The 19655-nt window shown below is 40.6% G+C and carries 11 protein-coding genes; 2 read left to right on the top strand and 9 right to left on the bottom strand.

The features are described from left to right. Positions 1–224: 224 nt before the first annotated feature. Positions 225–932: a glucosamine-6-phosphate deaminase gene (locus tag M1F65_RS01275; protein ID WP_247925321.1), complete on the bottom strand. Its 708-nt coding sequence runs from the start codon at positions 930–932 to the stop codon at positions 225–227. Positions 933–1078: 146 nt separating this feature from the next. Between M1F65_RS01275 and queA the strand changes: the two genes are divergently transcribed. After that, entirely contained in the window at positions 1079–2107 is a 1029-nt protein-coding gene (gene queA / locus M1F65_RS01270) for a tRNA preQ1(34) S-adenosylmethionine ribosyltransferase-isomerase QueA (RefSeq protein WP_247925320.1), read from the top strand. Between the two features lie 39 nt (positions 2108–2146). Here queA and M1F65_RS01265 read toward each other — a convergent pair whose 3' ends face one another. Genes M1F65_RS01265 through mnmL form a run of 5 tightly spaced genes read right to left on the bottom strand, consistent with a single transcriptional unit; the run spans position 2147 to position 6847 of the window. Beyond that, entirely contained in the window at positions 2147–3007 is an 861-nt protein-coding gene (locus M1F65_RS01265; RefSeq protein WP_247925319.1) for a YihY/virulence factor BrkB family protein, read from the bottom strand. 29 nt (positions 3008–3036) lie between these two features. Then, positions 3037–5091, bottom strand: coding sequence for a cation:proton antiporter (locus M1F65_RS01260; RefSeq protein WP_247925318.1), 2055 nt, complete (start codon positions 5089–5091; stop codon positions 3037–3039). 11 nt (positions 5092–5102) lie between these two features. Continuing rightward, positions 5103–5357 (bottom strand): hypothetical protein, encoded by a 255-nt coding sequence (locus M1F65_RS01255; RefSeq protein ID WP_000361094.1) that lies wholly within the window; start codon positions 5355–5357, stop codon positions 5103–5105. Next, entirely contained in the window at positions 5350–5907 is a 558-nt protein-coding gene (mnmM, locus tag M1F65_RS01250; protein WP_049477702.1) for a tRNA 5-(aminomethyl)-2-thiouridylate-methyltransferase MnmM, read from the bottom strand. The genes M1F65_RS01255 and mnmM overlap by 8 nt, the downstream gene beginning before the upstream one ends. After that, entirely contained in the window at positions 5891–6847 is a 957-nt protein-coding gene (gene mnmL / locus M1F65_RS01245) for a tRNA modification radical SAM protein MnmL/YtqA (RefSeq protein ID WP_000867033.1), read from the bottom strand. Before mnmL ends, mnmM begins: the two co-directional genes overlap by 17 nt. Before the next feature lie 91 nt (positions 6848–6938). Here mnmL and M1F65_RS01240 point away from each other — a divergent pair, with 91 nt between their 5' ends. After that, the gene (locus M1F65_RS01240) at positions 6939–7298 is read left to right on the top strand and encodes a DUF3397 domain-containing protein (protein WP_008281343.1); all 360 of its coding nucleotides are present in this window, start codon (positions 6939–6941) and stop codon (positions 7296–7298) included. Between the two features lie 81 nt (positions 7299–7379). Here the strand turns inward: M1F65_RS01240 and M1F65_RS01235 are convergent, their stop codons facing one another. From M1F65_RS01235 to bgaA, 3 genes are all read right to left on the bottom strand, one after another. After that, positions 7380–8120 (bottom strand): class I SAM-dependent methyltransferase, encoded by a 741-nt coding sequence (locus tag M1F65_RS01235; protein WP_247925317.1) that lies wholly within the window; start codon positions 8118–8120, stop codon positions 7380–7382. 206 nt (positions 8121–8326) lie between these two features. Further along, a complete protein-coding gene (locus M1F65_RS01230) occupies positions 8327–11689 on the bottom strand; it encodes a Cna B-type domain-containing protein (protein ID WP_247925316.1) in 3363 nt (1120 codons plus the stop codon). A gap of 581 nt (positions 11690–12270) precedes the next feature. Then, the gene (gene bgaA, locus M1F65_RS01225; protein ID WP_247925315.1) at positions 12271–19509 is read right to left on the bottom strand and encodes an Ig-like domain-containing protein; all 7239 of its coding nucleotides are present in this window, start codon (positions 19507–19509) and stop codon (positions 12271–12273) included. Between the last annotated feature and the right edge of the window lie 146 nt (positions 19510–19655).

Raw genomic sequence — 19655 nt, 5'->3', positions numbered from 1 at the left:
TACTAAATAAACTTAAAAAATTTTAGTTATTATTTAAATTATAAAAGAAAAAAACAACGTATACTTAACTTTAATTGCTATTTTATTATATTTTTCTCTGCATTAAAATTTATATAATTTCTTTATTCAAATATTTTATAGATTAAACCAAAATTATCAAAATTTCACTTCTAGCTTATAAGCATCAAAAAACCACTCACTCCAAAGAGCAAGTGGTTCTGAATTTATTTTTCAAGTAAGCTTAGTGCTTCTGCATCTGCGATAATCGTCACGTCAGGGTGGTTTTGTAGGCTACTTGCTGGGAGATTCTCAGTCACTGGGCCTGATACTGTTCCAGCAATAGCTTCTGCTTTCGACTCACCGTATGCAAAGAGAATAATTGACTTAGCATCCAAGATGTTTTTAATCCCCATTGAGATGGCTTGGGTTGGGACGTCTTCAATCTTCTCAAAGAAGCGAGCATTGGCTTCGATAGTAGACTGGTCAAGTTCTACTAGATGCGTTTGACTGTCAAATGGAGTACCAGGCTCATTAAAGCCGATATGTCCATTACGACCAATTCCCAAGATTTGCAAATCAACAGGATGGTCAGCCAAAATTTGATTGTAGCGTTCTACTTCTTCTTCAGCATTATCCTTAACACCACGTGGCAAGAAACTTTCTTTAAATGGTTTTTGGTTGAATAAGTGTTCTTGCATGAAGTAACGGTAAGACTGTGGATTGTCCCCATCAAGCCCTACATACTCATCGAGGTTTACACTGATTAGATTTGAAAAATCAAGGTCACTCTCAACGATTTCCTTGTAAAATTCAAGAGGGCTACTTCCTGTCGCAAGTCCTAACGTTTGAGCACCATTGGCCAATTTTTCCTTCAAAATCTCAAAAGCTACTTTTCCACCTTCAACTTGATTTTCAACTTTAATAACTTTCATTTTATATCCTCCATATTTCTATATTTATTATATGGTATAGACCAATTTTTGTCAAGTGAAAACGATTTATTTTCTAAAAAAAGAGCGTCCAAACTTGAAACGTGTTATAATGGATAAGATTAGAAGTTAGAAAGAATGATGAAAAAATGAATACAGCAGATTTTGATTTCCACTTACCTGAGGAATTGATTGCCCAAACACCCCTTGAAAAGCGAGATGCCTCTAAACTCCTCATCGTCAATCGTGAGACGGGAGAATTTCAGGATAAACACTTCCACTCTATTATTGATATGCTGGAACCTGGTGATGCCCTTGTCATGAACGACACCCGAGTTCTCCCTGCTCGCCTCTATGGTCAAAAGGAAGAAACTGGAGGTCATGTGGAACTTCTCCTGCTCAAAAATACTGCTGGTGATGAGTGGGAAGTTCTGGCCAAACCTGCCAAACGCCTCAAGGTCGGCACTCGTGTCAACTTTGGCGATGGTCGCCTCAGCGCTGTCGTTACAGAAGAATTGACCCACGGAGGCCGCATTGTCCGCTTCGAATACCAAGGAATTTTCCTAGAAGTCTTGGAAAGTCTAGGTGAAATGCCACTACCACCCTACATCCATGAAAAACTGGATGACCGTGAACGTTATCAAACCGTCTACGCCAAGGAAAGTGGCTCTGCTGCAGCACCAACTGCTGGACTGCACTTCACCAAAGAACTGCTCGCAGAAATCCAAGCTAAGGGGGTCCATCTAGTCTATCTCACTCTCCATGTCGGACTCGGAACCTTTAGACCTGTTTCTGTGGACAATCTGGACGAACATGAAATGCACTCAGAGTTCTACCAACTTTCTGAGGAAGCAGCTGCCACCCTTCGATCTGTCAAGGAAAATGGAGGTCGTGTCATCGCTGTCGGAACCACTTCGATCCGCACACTGGAAACCATCGGTTCCAAGTTTAATGGGCAAATCCAAGCAGATTCTGGCTGGACCAATATCTTTATCAAACCAGGCTACGACTGGAAGGTTGTGGATGCTTTTTCAACCAACTTCCACCTACCAAAATCAACTCTGGTCATGTTGGTTTCTGCCTTTGCTGGTCGTGACTTAGTCCTAGATGCTTATCACCATGCCATCCAAGAACGCTACCGCTTCTTCAGTTTTGGAGATGCCATGTTTATCTATTAAGAAAATCCCTATTAGGAAACCTAATAGGGATTTTTCTAATTATTCCATACTAAACTTTGGATCTTTCAAGCTCTGAACACTGGCATTGATAACTGCTCCGATAATCAAAATCTTTGCAATAAGAATAAACCAGAACATCATGACTACCACGATAATGGAACTGAAAAATCGGACATCAACTAGGTGATTAACATAACTATTGACGTAGACAGAAAAGATATTTAATAAAAAGATAAGAGTTAGCAAGACAAAGACACTTCCTGGTAAAACATAGCGGATTCGTGGTGTTTTTACTTTTGGAAGGAAGTAATAAATCATAACCAGAATTGCAAAGATCATGGCATAGACCAGAGGGCCTGTAAAATCTTGCAGGTAGGAAAATAGCGGGCTGTCTGATTGCCAGTAAGTTTTGAGGAGGTTGAGCAACATGCGACCAAACATACTCAAAAACAAGGCTAGGGCAAAAAGAATCTGCAAGCCAAGGCTAACAAGCAAACTCATCAACTGATGGGAGATAATCCCTCGACTCTTGGTCACTCCATAGGCTTTGTTAAAGGCTTTTTGGAGGAAATCCATTGATTTCGAAAAGGTCCAGAGTGCAGATAAAACGGCAAAACTCAGCAAACCAGTTGATGGTTGAGTCAGGACTTCTCGGACAATCTTGGCGACCACATCATACACCGTATCAGGCAAGAATTCCTTGATTGTCAGTAAGAAATTTGAGACTGGAATCTGAAAATAAGGCAAAATATTGACCATTATCATTAGCAAAGGAAAGATTGAAATCAACCAATAGTAGGCAACCGCAACACTGGTCAACTCGCTATCAGATGCTTGATAATAATGCAAAAAAGCTTTCAATAAGGGCCTGTCCATCAGCTCTTTCCACCACTTTTTCATGTTCCATCCTCCGTCATTTTCTTCATCATCTAAGTTCTTCTGATTAAATCTAGCATATCATAAGGTAAGGTATTCGCAGCCTCTTTCAGAGAATAATTTTCTAAATTATTCACATTTTGGCGTAGTTTTTTGGCATACTTGGCTGTTATCAGTTTAGCTTCTTCGTATTCAAAGATTGCCTTACGTTCGAGATAGTAGCCTCGTAGCATTTCGTCGATATTGTTTGGCTTGATGCGATTGATAACCCGCTCAACAAAAGCACCGCTTCCGATAATGGCCGTCTCGCGTAGACGAGACTCTTGCATAAAGCTAATCAGAGAACTCTTGTAAACCCCTTTTAGGTTTTCCAAACTCTCAATAATCAGCTCTGTATTTTCCAAATACAACTCTGAAATCTGATCATAGTCAACTGCTAGTAGTTTACGAGATTCTTCATTCATCCAACTACGGAAAGTTTTGCCAAAGGTAAACATTTCATGAAGTAGAAAGCGCAGTATCCGTAAAGAAACTAGGAAGTAATAAGTCACTCTAGAAGCGAAATTCCGATTGATACTCTGCTCCATGTTTTTTAGGTAACGTTGGTAAACTCGATAGCCACGCTCACTGACTCTATTTTCTTCATAGGCTTGCTCCAAACCGTCACTCTCAATACTCAAGATAAGAAGCTTTAGGGACTCCCAGTCCTCTTGGACTCTCTTATTTTCCAGACTAAGGATGAGGTTTTCAATTCGACCATGATAGTTATCAATAGCTGCATAAAGAGGAAGTTTGTTCTTGTGATGGTCCAGCTCTTTTTCTAATTCTGCAGCTACATCATTCAAAATCGCAATATGCATCAAATGGTCCTTGCTTTCCTCTTGTTCCTCAGATAAGCGAGGGAGGACCAGTAAACCTGTTAGAAAGCTTAATAGTGTAACGCCTGCTACGAGAAAGAGCAACAGAGGATACTCCTGCTCCAAATGACTTGGTATGAGGAGAATAGTCGCGATAGATACTGTCCCTTTGACACCAGAGAAGGTCAAAAGAAGCATATCTTTCATGTACTTATGAATTTTTTTCTTAAGTCGACGCGTCCTCACAAAGTAAAAACCAGCAATCATGACAAAGCGGATCGCAAAAAGCAAGAAGGTCAGAACGACAACTGAAAGCAGTAAAAGAAGGGGATTGTAGAGAGAATTAGACAAAATTGGCTCTGCAATCAATTCTAATTCCATTCCCAAGAGAACAAAGACTGATCCATTTAGCATAAAGGTCACGGTGTGCCAGACGGTCTCCGTCACGGTGTCTACCTGAGCCTCAAGGAGCGTAATTTTCTTAAAGCGACTGGCCTTCAAAATACCTGCAACCACTACTGCGATAATCCCTGAAACATGAAACTCTTCTGCAATGAAAAAGGTCATGAGTGGCAAACTTAGCTCTAGCAATAGTTCACTGGCTATATCTATCGCTCGTACACTCAGCAAAAAGCTATGCAAGAAACGATTGACCATAGCCGTCACAAAACCGACTACAAAACCACCAAAGATAGAAAGTGCTAGGGAAGTTCCTGCTTGGCTGAATGAAAACGTTCCTGTTGTCCAAGCAGCAAGAGCCATCTGAAAGGCAACCAAACCAGAAGCATCATTTAAGAGTCCTTCCCCTTTTAGGATATTAGAAACCCGTTTGGGAAAACGAAAACGTTCAGAAAGAGATGCAAAGGCAACCAAATCTGTTGGCCCAAGTGCCGCTCCAACTGCTAAACAGGCCGCCAAAGGAAGAGTCATCCAAAGGAAGTGAGCCATGCCCCCCAAGCTTAAGGTCGAGATAAAAATCACAGGAAAGATCAGAAAGACGACAATCCGCCAATGCTTCAAAATGGACGTAATATCCGCTTCTTCTGCCTCCCGGAAAAGTAAGGGACCAATAACCATGGCTAGAAACAGCTCTGTATTGAGATGAAAGTCCGCATCGGGAACAAATAAACCAATCCCAATCCCCAAAAGAATTTGTACAAGAGGAAGGGGCAAAAAAGGGAGAAGTTTATTGGTCGTGGTTGAAATGATTAAGACAAATAAAAATAGAATCAAGTAAATGAGTAATTCCACACAATTCCTCCTTAATCTTTTTTACAACAAGATTCAAAAATCTCCTTTTGCTCTTGGATTTTCTGATCAATCTTAGAACAGTCTTTGTGCTCAATTTTTTTCTGGCATCGTTCCATTTCAAGAGCCACTAATTTTTTCTTGATTTTAAGCATTTTCTTGCTCATATGTGCTTCGTCGAGCACGCCGACTGCTCGCTCGTGATGCGTTGACTCGACAAAATTTTGGCGCATTGCCTCAAGCTTCTCACGAAGGTATTGTTTATCCATGTCTATACCTTTCTAATTTTTCAATCATAACTAAAAACGGTGGATTATTAACTTGGTTGAGAGTCCGATAAATGGCAGCTGTATACTCTTGTTGGTTCAATTGGCTAACAAAATCCAATACAGCATCCCTCTCAGTATCTCCTCCTTCATGACCATAGTAGATCATGATAGCAATCCGTCCCCCTTTGACAAGCAAATGACACAGATTTTCTAATGCTTCGATAGTAGTCTGAGGTTGAGTGATGACGGATTTGTCAGCAGAAGGTAAATAACCAAGATTAAAAATCCCTGCCTTAGCTTCTGTCACAAACTGGTCTAGTGTCTCATGACCTTTCAAGATTAACTGGGCATTTTTCATTCCAGCCTGATCCAAACGCTCTTGCGTCTTCTCCAAAGCCTGCTCCTGGATATCAAAGGCATAGACTTGCTTGGCTAGCTTGGCTAGAAAAAGGGTATCATGCCCATTACCCATGGTCGCATCCACAACAATATCCTCTTTTGTCACGACTTCAGCTAAAAAATCATGCGCCATCTCAAGTGGTCTTTTCATTTTCAAACTCCTGTTTTACAGCCTTACAGCCCTGAACACTTCCTCGGCGTCTCATTTCAGTTTCAATAGCATTTAGCACTTCCCATTTATTGAGGCTCCACATAGGGCCAATCAGCATATCTCTCGGTGCATCTCCTGTAATTCGATGGATGACGATATGCTTGGGAATGATTTCTAGTTGGTCACAAATGACCTTGACATACTCATCCTGACTCATCAGTTGCAAGCGTCCTTCGTGGTAATCTCGCTGCATCCGTGTATTGGTCATGAGGTGAAGCAAGTGCAGTTTAATTCCTTGAATATCATTATCCGTAACACAGCGACGGACATTTTCGACCATCATCTCATGAGTCTCACCAGGCAAACCATTGATCAAATGGGAAACAATCTCAATTTTGGGATATTTCCTCAAGCGTTTTACTGTTTCAACATACAATTCATAAGAATGGGCACGGTTAATCAGGTCAGAGGTTGCTTCAAAGGTTGTCTGTAAGCCCAATTCTACAGTCACATGCATGCGTTCCGATAACTCAGCCAAATATTCGATGGTTTCATCGGGTAAACAGTCTGGTCGTGTTCCGATATTAATCCCTACTACACCTGGCTCGTTGATAGCCTGCTCGTATCGCTCCCGAATCACTTCCACCTTTTCATGGGTGTTGGTAAAGTTTTGAAAATAAACCAGATACTTTTTAACTTCTGGCCACTTGCGGTGCATAAAGTCAATTTCCTTATAAAATTGCTCACGGATAGGGGCATCCGGTGCCACGATGGCATCTCCAGAACCTGAAACCGTACAAAAAGTACAACCACCGTGAGCTACAGTTCCATCCCGATTGGGACAGTCAAATCCCGCATCAATAGGAACTTTGAAAGTCTTTTCTCCAAAAAGTTTTCGATAATAATCATTCAAGGTATTATAAGATTTCATAACTTTCATTATAACAAAAAACACCTACAATCTCAAAAGCCTGACTTTCCTACAAATTCCCTTGTTTCTCATTTCCTTTAGCGTTTTTTTATGATACAATATGGGTATGATTTTAATGAAAATAGCATCTATTTTATTATTGATATTAACCTTGGTGGTTTGCTTTATTGTCACCAAGCTTTTCGGACTTAGGAAAATAGGATTTAATTTCGCGGATCTAGCTTTTCCACTGTTGGTATTTGAGTACTATCTGATTACTGCTAAAGCCTTTACCCACAACTTTCTACCGCGACTTGGTGTCGCACTTTCTCTCCTAGCAATCCTCCTTGTAATCTTTTTCCTTGTCAAAAAACGAAGTTTTTATTACCCTAAATTCATCAAATTCTTCTGGAGAGCCGGTTTTCTCCTTACCTTAATCATCTATATAGCTATGATTGTCGAATTGATGATGCTCCCATAAAAAAACATTCCCTCAGACAGCTGTCTAAGGGAATGTTTTTATCTTCATACTTACTTTCTAAGCTCTACCAAGATACTTTTTTTATTTCCTAAATGTTAAGGCGTAGAATTTACCATCCCAAAGAAGTTTCATTTCCTTTTCCTTAACTTCACTTGGAACAGCATTCTCAATTTCACTCAAATCAACAGTAGCATCTTTAAAATAATCCTTACTAAAATGATTTTTCTTATATTGCTGATCCACATAGTCAGCCGTCTCATCTGCAATTAAAATCTTAGTCCCTGGCTTCGCCACTCGTAGCATTTCCTGCATAGCCTTGGCCTTATCATTGAAAAAATTGATTCCGCCAATATGGTAGACAATGTCAAAACTATTATTCGCAAAGGGTAGATCCTCCGCGCAAGCATGGAAAAGTTGCAAATTGGTCTTTTTAGCGGAAGATTTCTGGCATTTTTCTAGCATACTGATAGAAATATCTACCCCTACAAAGTCTAAACTTTTCAGGTCAATTTTTTCAGGAATATAACGGAGGTCTTGACCAGTGCCGATAGAGACATAAAGAACAGATAAATTATCTTTCCATTCTATTTCCTCCATCAGATCCCTTCTCAACTTGTCAATTGCCTTGCCGTGGAGAAGCGGTCCTATCCATTTCTCACTCATATCGTACCAGCGAGCCATACGGTTATACATGGTCATATATTTAGCATTATCTCCAGATAGATAATCAGGATTAAGAGACAGATAGATATCCCCATCTTTTTGAAAATTTTCTACCTCCAAACCTGGCTTCAATTTATCTTGTAATCTTGTTTCAATCATATGCAACATCTCCTTTTTTATTTGTCACCTATTATAGAGGATTTCGTAGCAAAAACAATAGCTTTTCAGTAAGTGGCAACTATCCACTTGTATCTGGTAGTAGAATCAGGGTCAGGTACAAAAGAACAAGTGCCAATTTCCATTGACACTTGTTTCCACTTTTAAACTGTGTTGCAAAATTTCGTGAAAGATACCGTTTAAAAAACTTAATCTTCTTTTTTGCGTCTTGCCAAGAATCCTGTTCCCAATCCAAGAAGGGCGATTCCAGCTATTAGAGCCACTTGATTAGACTCGCTTCCTGTATTAGGCAATTCCCCACCTTTTTTAGGCTTACCTGGTTCATTTGGTTTACCTGGTGTTGGTTTTTCAGGAGTGTGTGTATTTGTAATGTTGTAACCTTCTACTGAAGCTGTATAACCATCTGGAACATTCACTTCTTCAACAGTGTAGGCAATCTCCTTACCTTCTTGATAACGATCAAGACCTGTAAACTCATAAGTCCAGCCACTTGTTTCTGACACTGTAGCTGTCTGACCGGTTTCCTTACCATCTGCAAGAAGTTTTACGGTGATAGATGCTGGACGGATGCCATCTTTGTTATCTTCATCTTTCCAGATCTTATGACCTTTTACAGCTGTTTTTTCTGGAGTATGTTCGTTGGTAATGGTGTACTTGCCATCCTTGTCTGTAGTGATGGTTGCTTTGTATTCTGTCATGGCAGTTTCTTTGACAGTGTACGTGATTTCTTTACCATTCTCATACTTAGGAAGTTTTTTAGATTCGAACTTCCAACCAGTTTTTTCTGAAACTTCAATTTCTTGAACAACTTTGTCGCCGTTAAGAATTTGAACTTTCACAGATGTTGTACGTTTGCCGTCTTGGTTGTTGTTATCTTTCCACACCTTAGTTCCTGAAAGGATAACTGTATCTGGATTGTGAGTGTTAGTCACTACTTGACCAGTTACAGAGGCTTCATAGCCAGCTGGCACATCCACTTCCTTGATTGAGTATGTGATTTCTTTACCAGCTTCGTATTGTGGAAGATTTGTGAAGGATGCTACCCAAGTGTTAGCGTCGGTCTTATCCTTAGCTGTCAAGGTTAATTTCTTACCTTCAACGGCTACTGGATCAGCATCTCCTACTTTTTTATAAAGTTGAACCGTTACGGACTCAGGACGTTTGCCGTCTTGGTTATTAGCGTCGTTCCATACTTTTGTTACCTTGTAGTCGATTGCTTTAGGAGCATATTTGTTTGTGATGGTAAAGTCTGTAATAGTAGATTCGTATTCTGCTACGGCTTCTTCTGTTACAGTGTATTTGATTTCTTTACCAGCTTTATATTTTGCTAATTTCGTGAATTCGACAGTCCAAGTTCCATCTGCGGCTGCTTGAACTTCTTTCGAATCATGTTTCTGACCATCTGCTAAAAGATTGATTGTAATCTTAGTTGGACGTTTACCGTCTTGGTTGTTCGCGTCATCCCAGTTCTTAGTTGCTTTTACATCAACTGTTTCTGGTAAATAGCTATTTGTGATGGTAAATCCTGATGCAGCATCACCAGTAATTTCAGAAGTGTAACCAGCAACAGTTACTTCTACTACCGTGTACTGGATAGGTGTGCCGCCTTTATCAGCATCAAGGTCTTTGAAGCTTCCAGCCCAACCATTTGCTTCAGTCAATTCAAGTGTTTTACCAGTATCTTGACCATCTGCAAGCAATTTAACTGTGACAGAAGATGGGCGTTTACCGTCTTGGTTGTTCTCGTCCTTCCATACTTTCTTAACAGAAACTTCCGTTTTTGCTGGAGTATAAGTATTCTCGAAAGCTTTTTCATCATCGTAAGAAACAGTTGCTTCAAGTGCACCTTTACCCTTGTCCGCTACAGTAACTGTAGCCGTAACAGTTTTAGTGTCGTACTTGATGCCTGTATCACTGCCAGCTTTTTCAGCAATTTTAAAGGTATAAGTCCCTGCTTTGTCGAATTCCAATTCTGAGAAAGCAATGTTTCCGTCTTTGTCATTCTTCACAGTTTCTTTCACCTTACCATCTTGGTCTGTTAAAGTGAATTCAAACTCTTCAGCCTTCAACTCACGTCCTGTAAGTTTTTTATTAGCCTTAATCTTAACTTTAGCTTTGCTACGTTTATTTGTAACTGTTTTGATAGCTCCATCTTGTCCAACAGTCAGCTCAAATGGAGTAGGATTCAACTCATATCCTTCAGGAGCCTCAATCTCGGTTACTGTAAAGTTCCCTTTCTTGATATCACTCTCTGAGTAAATAGATGATTCAGCAATTCCGTCATCATTTGTCGTTACAATTTCTTCTTTAGCCGCAGCTCCTGCTGGAGGAGTAATCTTGAATTTTGCTCCTTTTAGACGGTCATGAGTCAGCTCGTCGACCTTGTAAAGAATGATACGGTACCCTGTTTCTAACTGAATTGTACCACCAGAAGCAATGACTGAGTTTCCGATTTGCTTAACGACTGTCTTATTACTATAGTCGTCATATGTTAGGATCTGGTCATCACCCTTCATTTCAGCATTGTTTTGGACTTGCGTGCCATCAGCTGGAGCACTTGTTTTGTAATTAATTCGAAATGCTGCTGGTTTACCGTTCTTCGCAAGAATTGAAGATGCATTGTTAATTGTTAAAGTAAATTCTGTGTAAGAATCATTCCATTTTACTTGGTAATCCTTACCAGCTTCTAAGACAACCTCATCTTTCAAGTAATAATATTGATCATACCAACCTGCCGTAACTTTAAATGTTTCTGGAATCATCTGCATCGGTGAGGCATTTGGATCAACCCAGTCATGAATTTCAATTTTGTTATAGGCAGCTTGTTTAGGATTGGCTCGGACATACCAACTGTGTAAATATTGTCCACTCTTATTTAGAGCACTAGATGTCCAATCCTCTTTGTAAATCAGACCATGATACTTACTGAAATTCGCACGTCCAATACCTTCAGAATAATCAGATGCTTCACCTCTTTTTACCTTAATTTGGTGTGTAATTTCATTTATAGTTTCCGTTTTATCAAATCGAAGCGTCTCATTGCTTAGTTCATTTTTAGAACTAAAACCAACAAAGAATGTCCCTTTGACATTTTGTACTTGATAGCCACCTTTTTTCTCAAGATAGGTTTTCAGATTTTTTAATGTAATAGTTGCCTTACCACCATTATTATCCCCGTTTGATACAATTTGAGTTTCTCCGATAACGAGATCTGTTTCCTTATCTTTTAAATCAAAAGTTTCATTTCTAACAGTTAAAGGGCTCGGAACAGTAAAGGTAAAGGTATCACCGTCCTCTAATTTACCATCATAGGCGCTCAAATCGTAATCAACAGTGAATCTATAATTTGAGTAGTTATGATGCTCAGGAGAAAGTGTATAAACACCATTCGCATCTGGTTTTATAAACTTACCATTATCAACCTCCCAAATTCCAATATTACTGATAACGTTCTTCAGTTCCTTTGCTTGAACTGAATTTGGAGCAAAGATTGTCCCTAGCAAACAGGCCAGAGAAGTTAGGATGGGTAACCAAAATTTCTTGTTCTTCATAATCTTCCTTTCTAAATTACCGAAAACATTAAAACGATAAACTATGATTATAAAATCTCAACACTCATCTCCTTTCGAATTCGTTGAAATCCATGAGGGTTATTGAATAAGTTACATCATATTAACATGTTTCATAACTATATGTGAGTGCAATATTTATCATATTTGTTCTGTTTTTAATATAGAAACCTCCTTTAATTTCATTATAAAACAAAATTAACTTTTTTTGTAATATTATGAGGTTATTGCCTTTTGAAAATATTGACACAGTGTAAAATTACTGCCATAAAAACTAATTCTTTCATCAGACTGAAGTTGCTTTAAGTATAGTGTACACTTACGAACAACTTCTCTTTTAAACAAACAGAAAGAAACATTACATTTATTTATAAGTTTGATACACCTTAATAATTATCCAAACTATTTTATATAAGTAAAAATCAGAAGAGATTTAGCAATAGTCATACACCATACTGGTAAATAGTTTAATTTAGCATATTTCATTATTCTGAATCATAGAAAAAAGACCAGGAGGTTATCCCTGATCTTTCTTTACTGTACTTATTGGCTACTAAATGAGATTAGTCTTCTTTTCTACCTTTAGTGGCCACTAGACCTGCACTCAAACCAAGAAGAGCTAAACCTGCTGCTAGAGCTGCTTGACTTTCTGCACTTCCTGTATTTGGTAACTGTTCTTTTTGATCCTGACTAGCTTCATTTGAAGAAATTTCTTTTGTATCTGTTTTTTCTGATACTTGTGGTTTTGTAGATTCTTGAGGTACTGGTTTAGTTGTTTCACTAGCCGTACCAACTTCTACAACGCGATCTTGAGCCATGACTTTATCATAGCTTTCTTTTTCAGTTCGCTTGCCATTTTCAACTTCGATCAAGTGAACACGGATACCTTTTTGACCTTCTTGGAGAACACGAGTTTGACCCGCTGGAAGCTGATCATTCTTTTGTTCCTGAACCTTGAAATCAATTGTTTCTTCTTCGATTACAAGTTCTGGTCTGTTAAGGACTAGGTTCTTCACTTCATCTTCTGGAAGGGAGGTTCCTGGTTTAGTTCCAACTTCTACAATACGATCTTGAGTAGCGACTTTATCGTAAGTTTCTTTAAGCTGACGTTTTCCATTTTCCACTTCAATCAAGTGAAGACGGACACCTTGTTTTCCTTCTTGGAGGATACGAGTTTCACCTAGATACAACTTATCAGACTTACGTTCCTGAACCTTGAAGTCGATGGTTTCTTCTTCAACTACAAGTTCTGGTCTGTCGAGGACAAGATTCTTCACTTCGTCTTCTGGAAGAGAAGTTCCTGGTTTAGTACCAACCAAGACGATGCGGTCTGTCGGAGCCTCTACCACTTCACGGAGTTTTTCTTCCTTACTTCCACTAGGATTAACCGCTGTGAAGATCCGTTCCTTACCAACTTTTCCTTCTTGTTCTACACGAGTTTCACCTAGATACAGTGTTGAATCCTTTTTCTCAACTGTCTTGTAGGCCAAATCTTTTTCAACAAATTCGAGTTTTGGAAGTTCCTCTTGTACAGCAGCAACAGTCTTCTCAGAAACTGGTTTTTCCTTAGTCAACTGGATACGGTATTCCTTGACTTGTTTTCCACTTTCTGAAACAAGGCGAACAAGTACTGGAAGGCTATCGTCTCCGCTATCTACAACTGTTGAAGCTACTTGATTGCTTTCTTCGACTGAGACTTTTGGACGTTGACCTTTATAGGTGATTTGATAGTCTTGACGATCTTCAGCGAAGTCAGGAAGTTCTTTTCCATCCACAAGAATCTTCGATTGCGTACTTTCTTGAGGTAATTCACTCGGTGCAAGGAAGGTCATCTCAATCATCGCAACACCGCTCTTGTCTGCTTTACGCTCCATACGCCATCTCATGGCTTTGGCTTTGACAGCTTTAAATGTTACGTTGATTTCATCACCAGCTGCGATGTCTTTATCCGCACGATAAGGCACAGCTTCCCAATTTTCTGGATTGTTGAATGGATGGCCTGCGTCGTAGGCTTGATAGTTTGAATAGTAGGTAGGAACTTCAAAGTCTGGGCCAATATAGCGTTCCAAAACGAGTTTAGATGGGGCATCCGTACCACTATCTGCAAAGAAATGAAGTTTGGCTTGCGCTACAGTCCGTTCTACAATCTTACCATTTTCACGGAAGATCACACCTGCTGATACTTCTGGATTAGAAGATGGTGTTGGAGACCAGTTTGTCCAACGACGATTTTCTGAATGATTTCCGTCATTGAGATAGTCCACACGGTCATGGGAGTTTCTATCAATGTCGTTAGTGGCTGAAGCAAAGGCGCGGTTACTATTTTCATCATACTCTGGGTTATTTGAAAGAGCTTCACCAAGTTTGTCTGTCACTCGTACAGTGAACTCAGCAACAAGATCACTACCAAGGACACGACCTCGAACAGTAAATTGGCCTGCTTTAGTCAGATTTTCTGCTGGAACTTCTTCCCATTCCACTGCCAAGTCTTTTGTTTCGTAACCGTCTTTACCTGTGAAGTAAACAGGAACCTTAGTTGGCAATTCAAGTGGTTGCCCTACTTGTAGCAAGCGAGCTTGTTTGACCGCAGCAACTGGTTTACGAGAGAGCAAGTCTTTATTGCTTGTAAAGTGTAGACGGTATTCTCCTAGGATGTCGCCATTTTCAGCTTTCGCGATAACACGAACTGGCTCACCTTCACGAACACTTGGAACGACGGTAGCGAGACCATTGTTGCTAACACTTGCTGTTACTGCAGGAACTTTTCCATCTACAGACTCAAGATAGTAGTCTGTCAAATCTGGGTTAAAGTTTGCTAAGTCTTTACCGTCAACTTGGATTCTCGTTTGTCCTTGTTTGGCTGCTGCGACTTGTTTCGCAAAAATTTGTACTTCTGTGATAGACGTTCCTTTCTTGCTATCAAGTCGAACCATACGAATGCGAACCGCATAGGTCTCAACTTTATCAAAGCTGAAATGATTCATTTCTCCAGCTTTTAATTGAGCTGGTGCTTTGAGATTGCTTACCTCTTTCCAGTTTGCAGGATCATTAAAGGCATGGTTTTCCTCACCTACAAAGCTAGGGTTTTTAGGAGCTGTTGGAACGGTCTTACCGACATAATATTCAATCACATAAGACTTCGGTACACCAACTCCATGGTCTTCGTGGAATCCGACACTTAGATTATCAACTGAACGTTTGCTCAAAATACCTGAATCTCCGAATAGGACACCAACTGAAGCTTCTGGATTAGTACGGTTCCAGTTTGTCCAACGGTTAGCAGGGCGGTCATTAAAGGAAATCAATTTATCGTTGACGTTTGAAACAGGATCAGTTGGATTTGAGTCTGAAGCAAAGGCAAGTGGCAATTCTGAACCGGTCCATTGGTCAGAAATGTTTGCACCTTTCTCGGTTTGAACAGATACGCGAACATGAAGTTTAGTTGTTAATTGCGTACCTTCTAGGTGGCCATTAACCGTAAAGACACCTTCCTTGGCGTATTGCTCTGGACGAATCGTATCCCATGTAACCTTAGCTGATGAAACGTGACCATTTGAATCGTAGGTACGAACACTTTCTGGTAATTGCGGTGCTTCTGAGATTGGGGTTGTCACACTAACTTCTTCAACTGAAACGATGCCTTCTACAGAGACTTTAGCACGCGCTTCAAGATCCAGACCTTCAACTTTACCTAGAACTTCAAAGGTTTGATAGTGATCGAGTTTTTCTTTTGGAATGGCTTGCCAAATGACTTTGTGGGCTTTAGGGAAACCTTTGTCATACTCAACCGTTACTGTTGCTGGAAGAGTAGGTTCCTGATGCAAGTCTGTGACTACGTTTACAGGACGGATAGATTGCGCAACCTTCGTCTCAGTATTGGCCTGGATCGTGAGAGCGATTTGACCTGTAGCCCCCTCATATTCTGCTTTGAGAGTGACTGTTCCTGGCTTATGCAACTCAAGCATTCCTTTACGAACTGCTACTTCCCCTTCACCACTTGTAGAGAAGTTCACCTTATCAGCTGGTAAAACAGCTTGTGTTCCGTCTTGATAGTGAGCAAGGATAGATAATTTGACTGTTTGGTCTTCTTTGAGACCGTCAGCTTGTTCCACTTGTAGGCTCAAATGGTCAATTTTTGGTGCTTCTTCGAGGAATTGAATTGCATACATTTGAAGAGGACCACCATCATTTGGTTGAACAAAGATGCTTGCACGCATACCGTTTGCTGCGCTTGCTTGCACCACTGTAACAGCTGCATTTTCAGCACTTGCTGCGACTTCTGGCAATTGGGCACCATAAGCAAGAGTTCGGTATTGCATTGGATTTTGGCTAGTAAGACCAGTGACAGATTCGCCACCAACAGTTACAGTTGGTATTGCAGGAGCCGCAGGATTACCTTCTTCTACCACAAGGGTAGCGTGAATAGTCTCACCACCCAGTTGACCAGTCATTTGAATACGTGATCCTGCAACTGACAGTTTAGCTTTATCTGCTTCCGAAATCTCCCACTTATCAACTTCGTATTCTTGTACGCTTCCATCCGTAACAGCAATAGAAACGTATTTGTCAACAGCGCTCAAGTCTGTTCCTGGAGCAACACGCTTAACAGTTGGAAGCTCATTTGCGATTGCTAGAATTTCGACACGGGCCTCAACTTCGCGTCCGTCTGCCATACCTTTAACAGTCACAACTCCTGCTTGGCTCACATCAACTGAAGACCAAGTTACTGGACGTTTTTCACGACTGCCATCACTGTAGATAAAACCGACTGTCTTCGGCATTTTTGGCTCTTTCTCAATAACAGTACGTACTTTTGGTACTTCTGTACCTAAAACAGTCTTTTCTTGTCCTTCTTTCTTACCTGTAAAGACAGTGACTTGGTCCGATTTCAAGAGATCTGAATGAGCTGTCAGTGTGAATTTACCTGCTTGCTCAGTTGATTTAACAATGGCAACCCCTTTACCGTTAAAGGCTCTGCGAATCCAAGAACCATCTGCTTGTGCCTTATAACGTTCACGGCTGGCTTGTTCCCCATTATCGACACCGACCAGTTGACCTTGTCCATGCAATTGGAAACGAACCAAATTATTGGCAGTTGGTACCACATTTCCTTCACTGTCTACGATTTCGTAGTAGATGTAAGTCAAGTCTTTTCCATCTGCTGCGATTGCGTGTTCTTCCTTGATGAGACGAACACCTGCTGGTTGACCTGCAGTGGTAATCTTGTCACGTGCAATTTCTTTACCAGCTTCATCGCGAGCTACAGCTTCCAAAGTACCTGGTTGGTAAGCAACCTTCCACTCAAGATAGAGTTCCTTAGCATTGGCACCTTCTTGGTAAGTGCGTCCATCGCTGGTTTGTTTTTTGTTGAACTTTTTAACACCGAGAGATTGACCGTTCAAGAACAATTCTACGCTTGCAGCGTTTGAGTAAGCTCGAACTGGAATCTTGCCTTCTGAGTCAGCAACTTTGTCTGCTAATTCTCTATTTTCCCAGTTCCAGTGAGGAAGAAGGTGCACCATCGGTTTCTTCTTGGCAGAAACCCATTGGCTTTGGTAGAGGTAGAAGTCATGTTTTGGAATACCGGCTGTATCTACGATACCAAAGTAAGAGCTCTTAACGGGAGTTTGGTTTTGATTGTGCCATGGTGTAGGTTCACCGATATAATCCGTACCTGTCCAGATAAACTGTCCAGCATAGCCAGCGTTGTCACGGTCAAAGGTCCATGAAGCGGTTGCCGTTTTACCCCAACCAACACGATCATTCCCATAATCTGACTGTTCATAGTTACGATAAGCTTGGTTGCTATGTACCAATTCTTGTTCAGGACGATAATAGCTACCACGTGTACGGGTTGCTGAAGATGTTTCTGAACCATAAATCAACCAGTTTGGATGTTTCGCACGAAGTTTCTTGTAGTTGTCTTCTGAGTAGTTGAAACCAACTGCATCGAGTTCTTCGGCAATCTTCTCATGACCACCGCTACCATCACCAAAGCGGAACTTATCTGCTCCCATGGTAACATAACGTGTAGTATCAACATCTTTAATCACTTTTACTAAGCGTTTAACCGTTGCTAGAGAATGAGGTTTACCATCGGCTTCACCGATTTCGTTTCCGATAGACCACATGAAGACAGCTGGGTTATTTTTATCTCTTTCGACCATGGTACGAAGATCGTAGTCAGACCATTTTTCACCTTTTCTAGCTTCTGGGTGAGTAGCGTCTTTTTCAAAGAAACGTCCGTAGTCATAAGGTTTCTTACCACCATACCACGTATCAAAGGCCTCTTCCTGAACGAGCAAACCAAGTTCTGCTGCGATTTGCAAGGTCTGTGGACTTGCAGGGTTATGAGTTGTACGGATGGCGTTAACGCCCATCTCCTTCATTTGTTTGAGACGACGGTATTCTGCCTTATAGTTTTCTTCTGCTCCAAGCGCTCCGTGGTCATGGTGCAAGGAAACACCATGGAATTTAATGCGTTCACCATTCAAAGAGAAACCTTCATTTGGAGTCCAATGATAGTAACGGTAACCAAACAAATCTTTCTTAGCATCAACCAATTGACCGTCACGGTAAACACGCGTAATCAATTCGTACAAGGCAGGTTTATCATTTAAAACTGTCCAGAGTTTTGGTTGTTCAACTTCTAAAATCGCATCAAGACTTGTTGATTCATGTGCTTTCAAGGTACGGCTCGCTGTACGAACCAAGCCTGTTACAGCCTGACCACCACGTTCAACGATTTGATACTCTGCCACCAGTTCATGGTCTTTATCGTCTGTATTGACAATCTTGCTGGCTACATGAGTTTCAACCTTGCCATGTTGCTGTTGTTCAAGTTTTGGTGTTAAGATGGTTGTTCCATTTTTCTCAACATGAACCTTATCAGTCACTTGCAAGGTTACATCACGGTAGATACCACTACCTGAGTACCAACGGCTACTTGGCTGTTTGTTAACCGCATGGACAGCAATCACATTCTCACGACCATCTTTGTGAAGGTATTTGGTGATATCGTATGAGAACTGGTTATATCCATTTGGATAATGCCCCACTAACTGGCCATTGACATAGACTTGAGAGTCCATATAGACACCATCAAAAGTGACACGAACATTTTTCTTGAGATCTTTTTCATCAAGTTTAAAGGTCTTGCGATACCAAGCTTCACCACCATTGAGCTGTCCACCCTCGTTTTGGGCAGGTGACTGATGGTCAAAATCGTTAAAGATACTCCAGTCGTGTGGGAGATCCAATTTTTGCCATGTTGATACATCTGCATCCGATTTCACAGCTTCTTTAGGATTCGCATTGAGTTTAAAGTGCCAATTTTGATTAAAATTCACTTTTCTATCTTCAATCATTTGATTCACTTCTTCATTTGTCGCAGCTTTCAACTCTTCCTTGACAGGCTTTTCTTGACTTGAAGCTTGAGATTCTACCTTTGGTGCTGTTTCTTCAGGTTTTAGAGATGCTTTCTCCTCTTTTGGAGCTACAGGTTCCTCTTCTTTCTTCTCTGGTTTGCTTGCTTCAATTGGAGCAGCTTGACTTTGGTCGACACTTGCAGCATCCTTGTGCTCTGCTACAGCTTGATCTTCTTTTTCCTCCACTGCCGGACTTTCCTCTTTTGCTTGTTCCACAGTGTGGGTGATAGGAGTTTCATCCGCGAAAACTGGTGGTTCTCCAATGACACTTCCTCCAAATAGAACCGCACAGGTTCCAATCATGACAGAGCAAGCGCCTACGGCAAACTTACGAATGCTGTAGACTCTTTTACGATTCCAATGGCCTTTTTCCATAAAATCCTCCTTTAGTAACCGCTTCCATTTATTTGTAAGCGTATTACTTTTTCATAGCCTTTTACCCTTATTTTATAAAATAATATAGGAAATTTCAATGCCCTAAACACAAAAAATCATATTTTTGATTGTTTTTTCTAAAATTT

The sequence above is a fragment of the Streptococcus oralis genome (assembly GCF_023109195.1).
Lineage (GTDB): Bacteria > Bacillota > Bacilli > Lactobacillales > Streptococcaceae > Streptococcus > Streptococcus oralis_BV.
The sequence above is the reverse complement of the archived record's forward strand: the minus strand, read 5'-3'. Positions and strand labels throughout refer to the sequence as shown.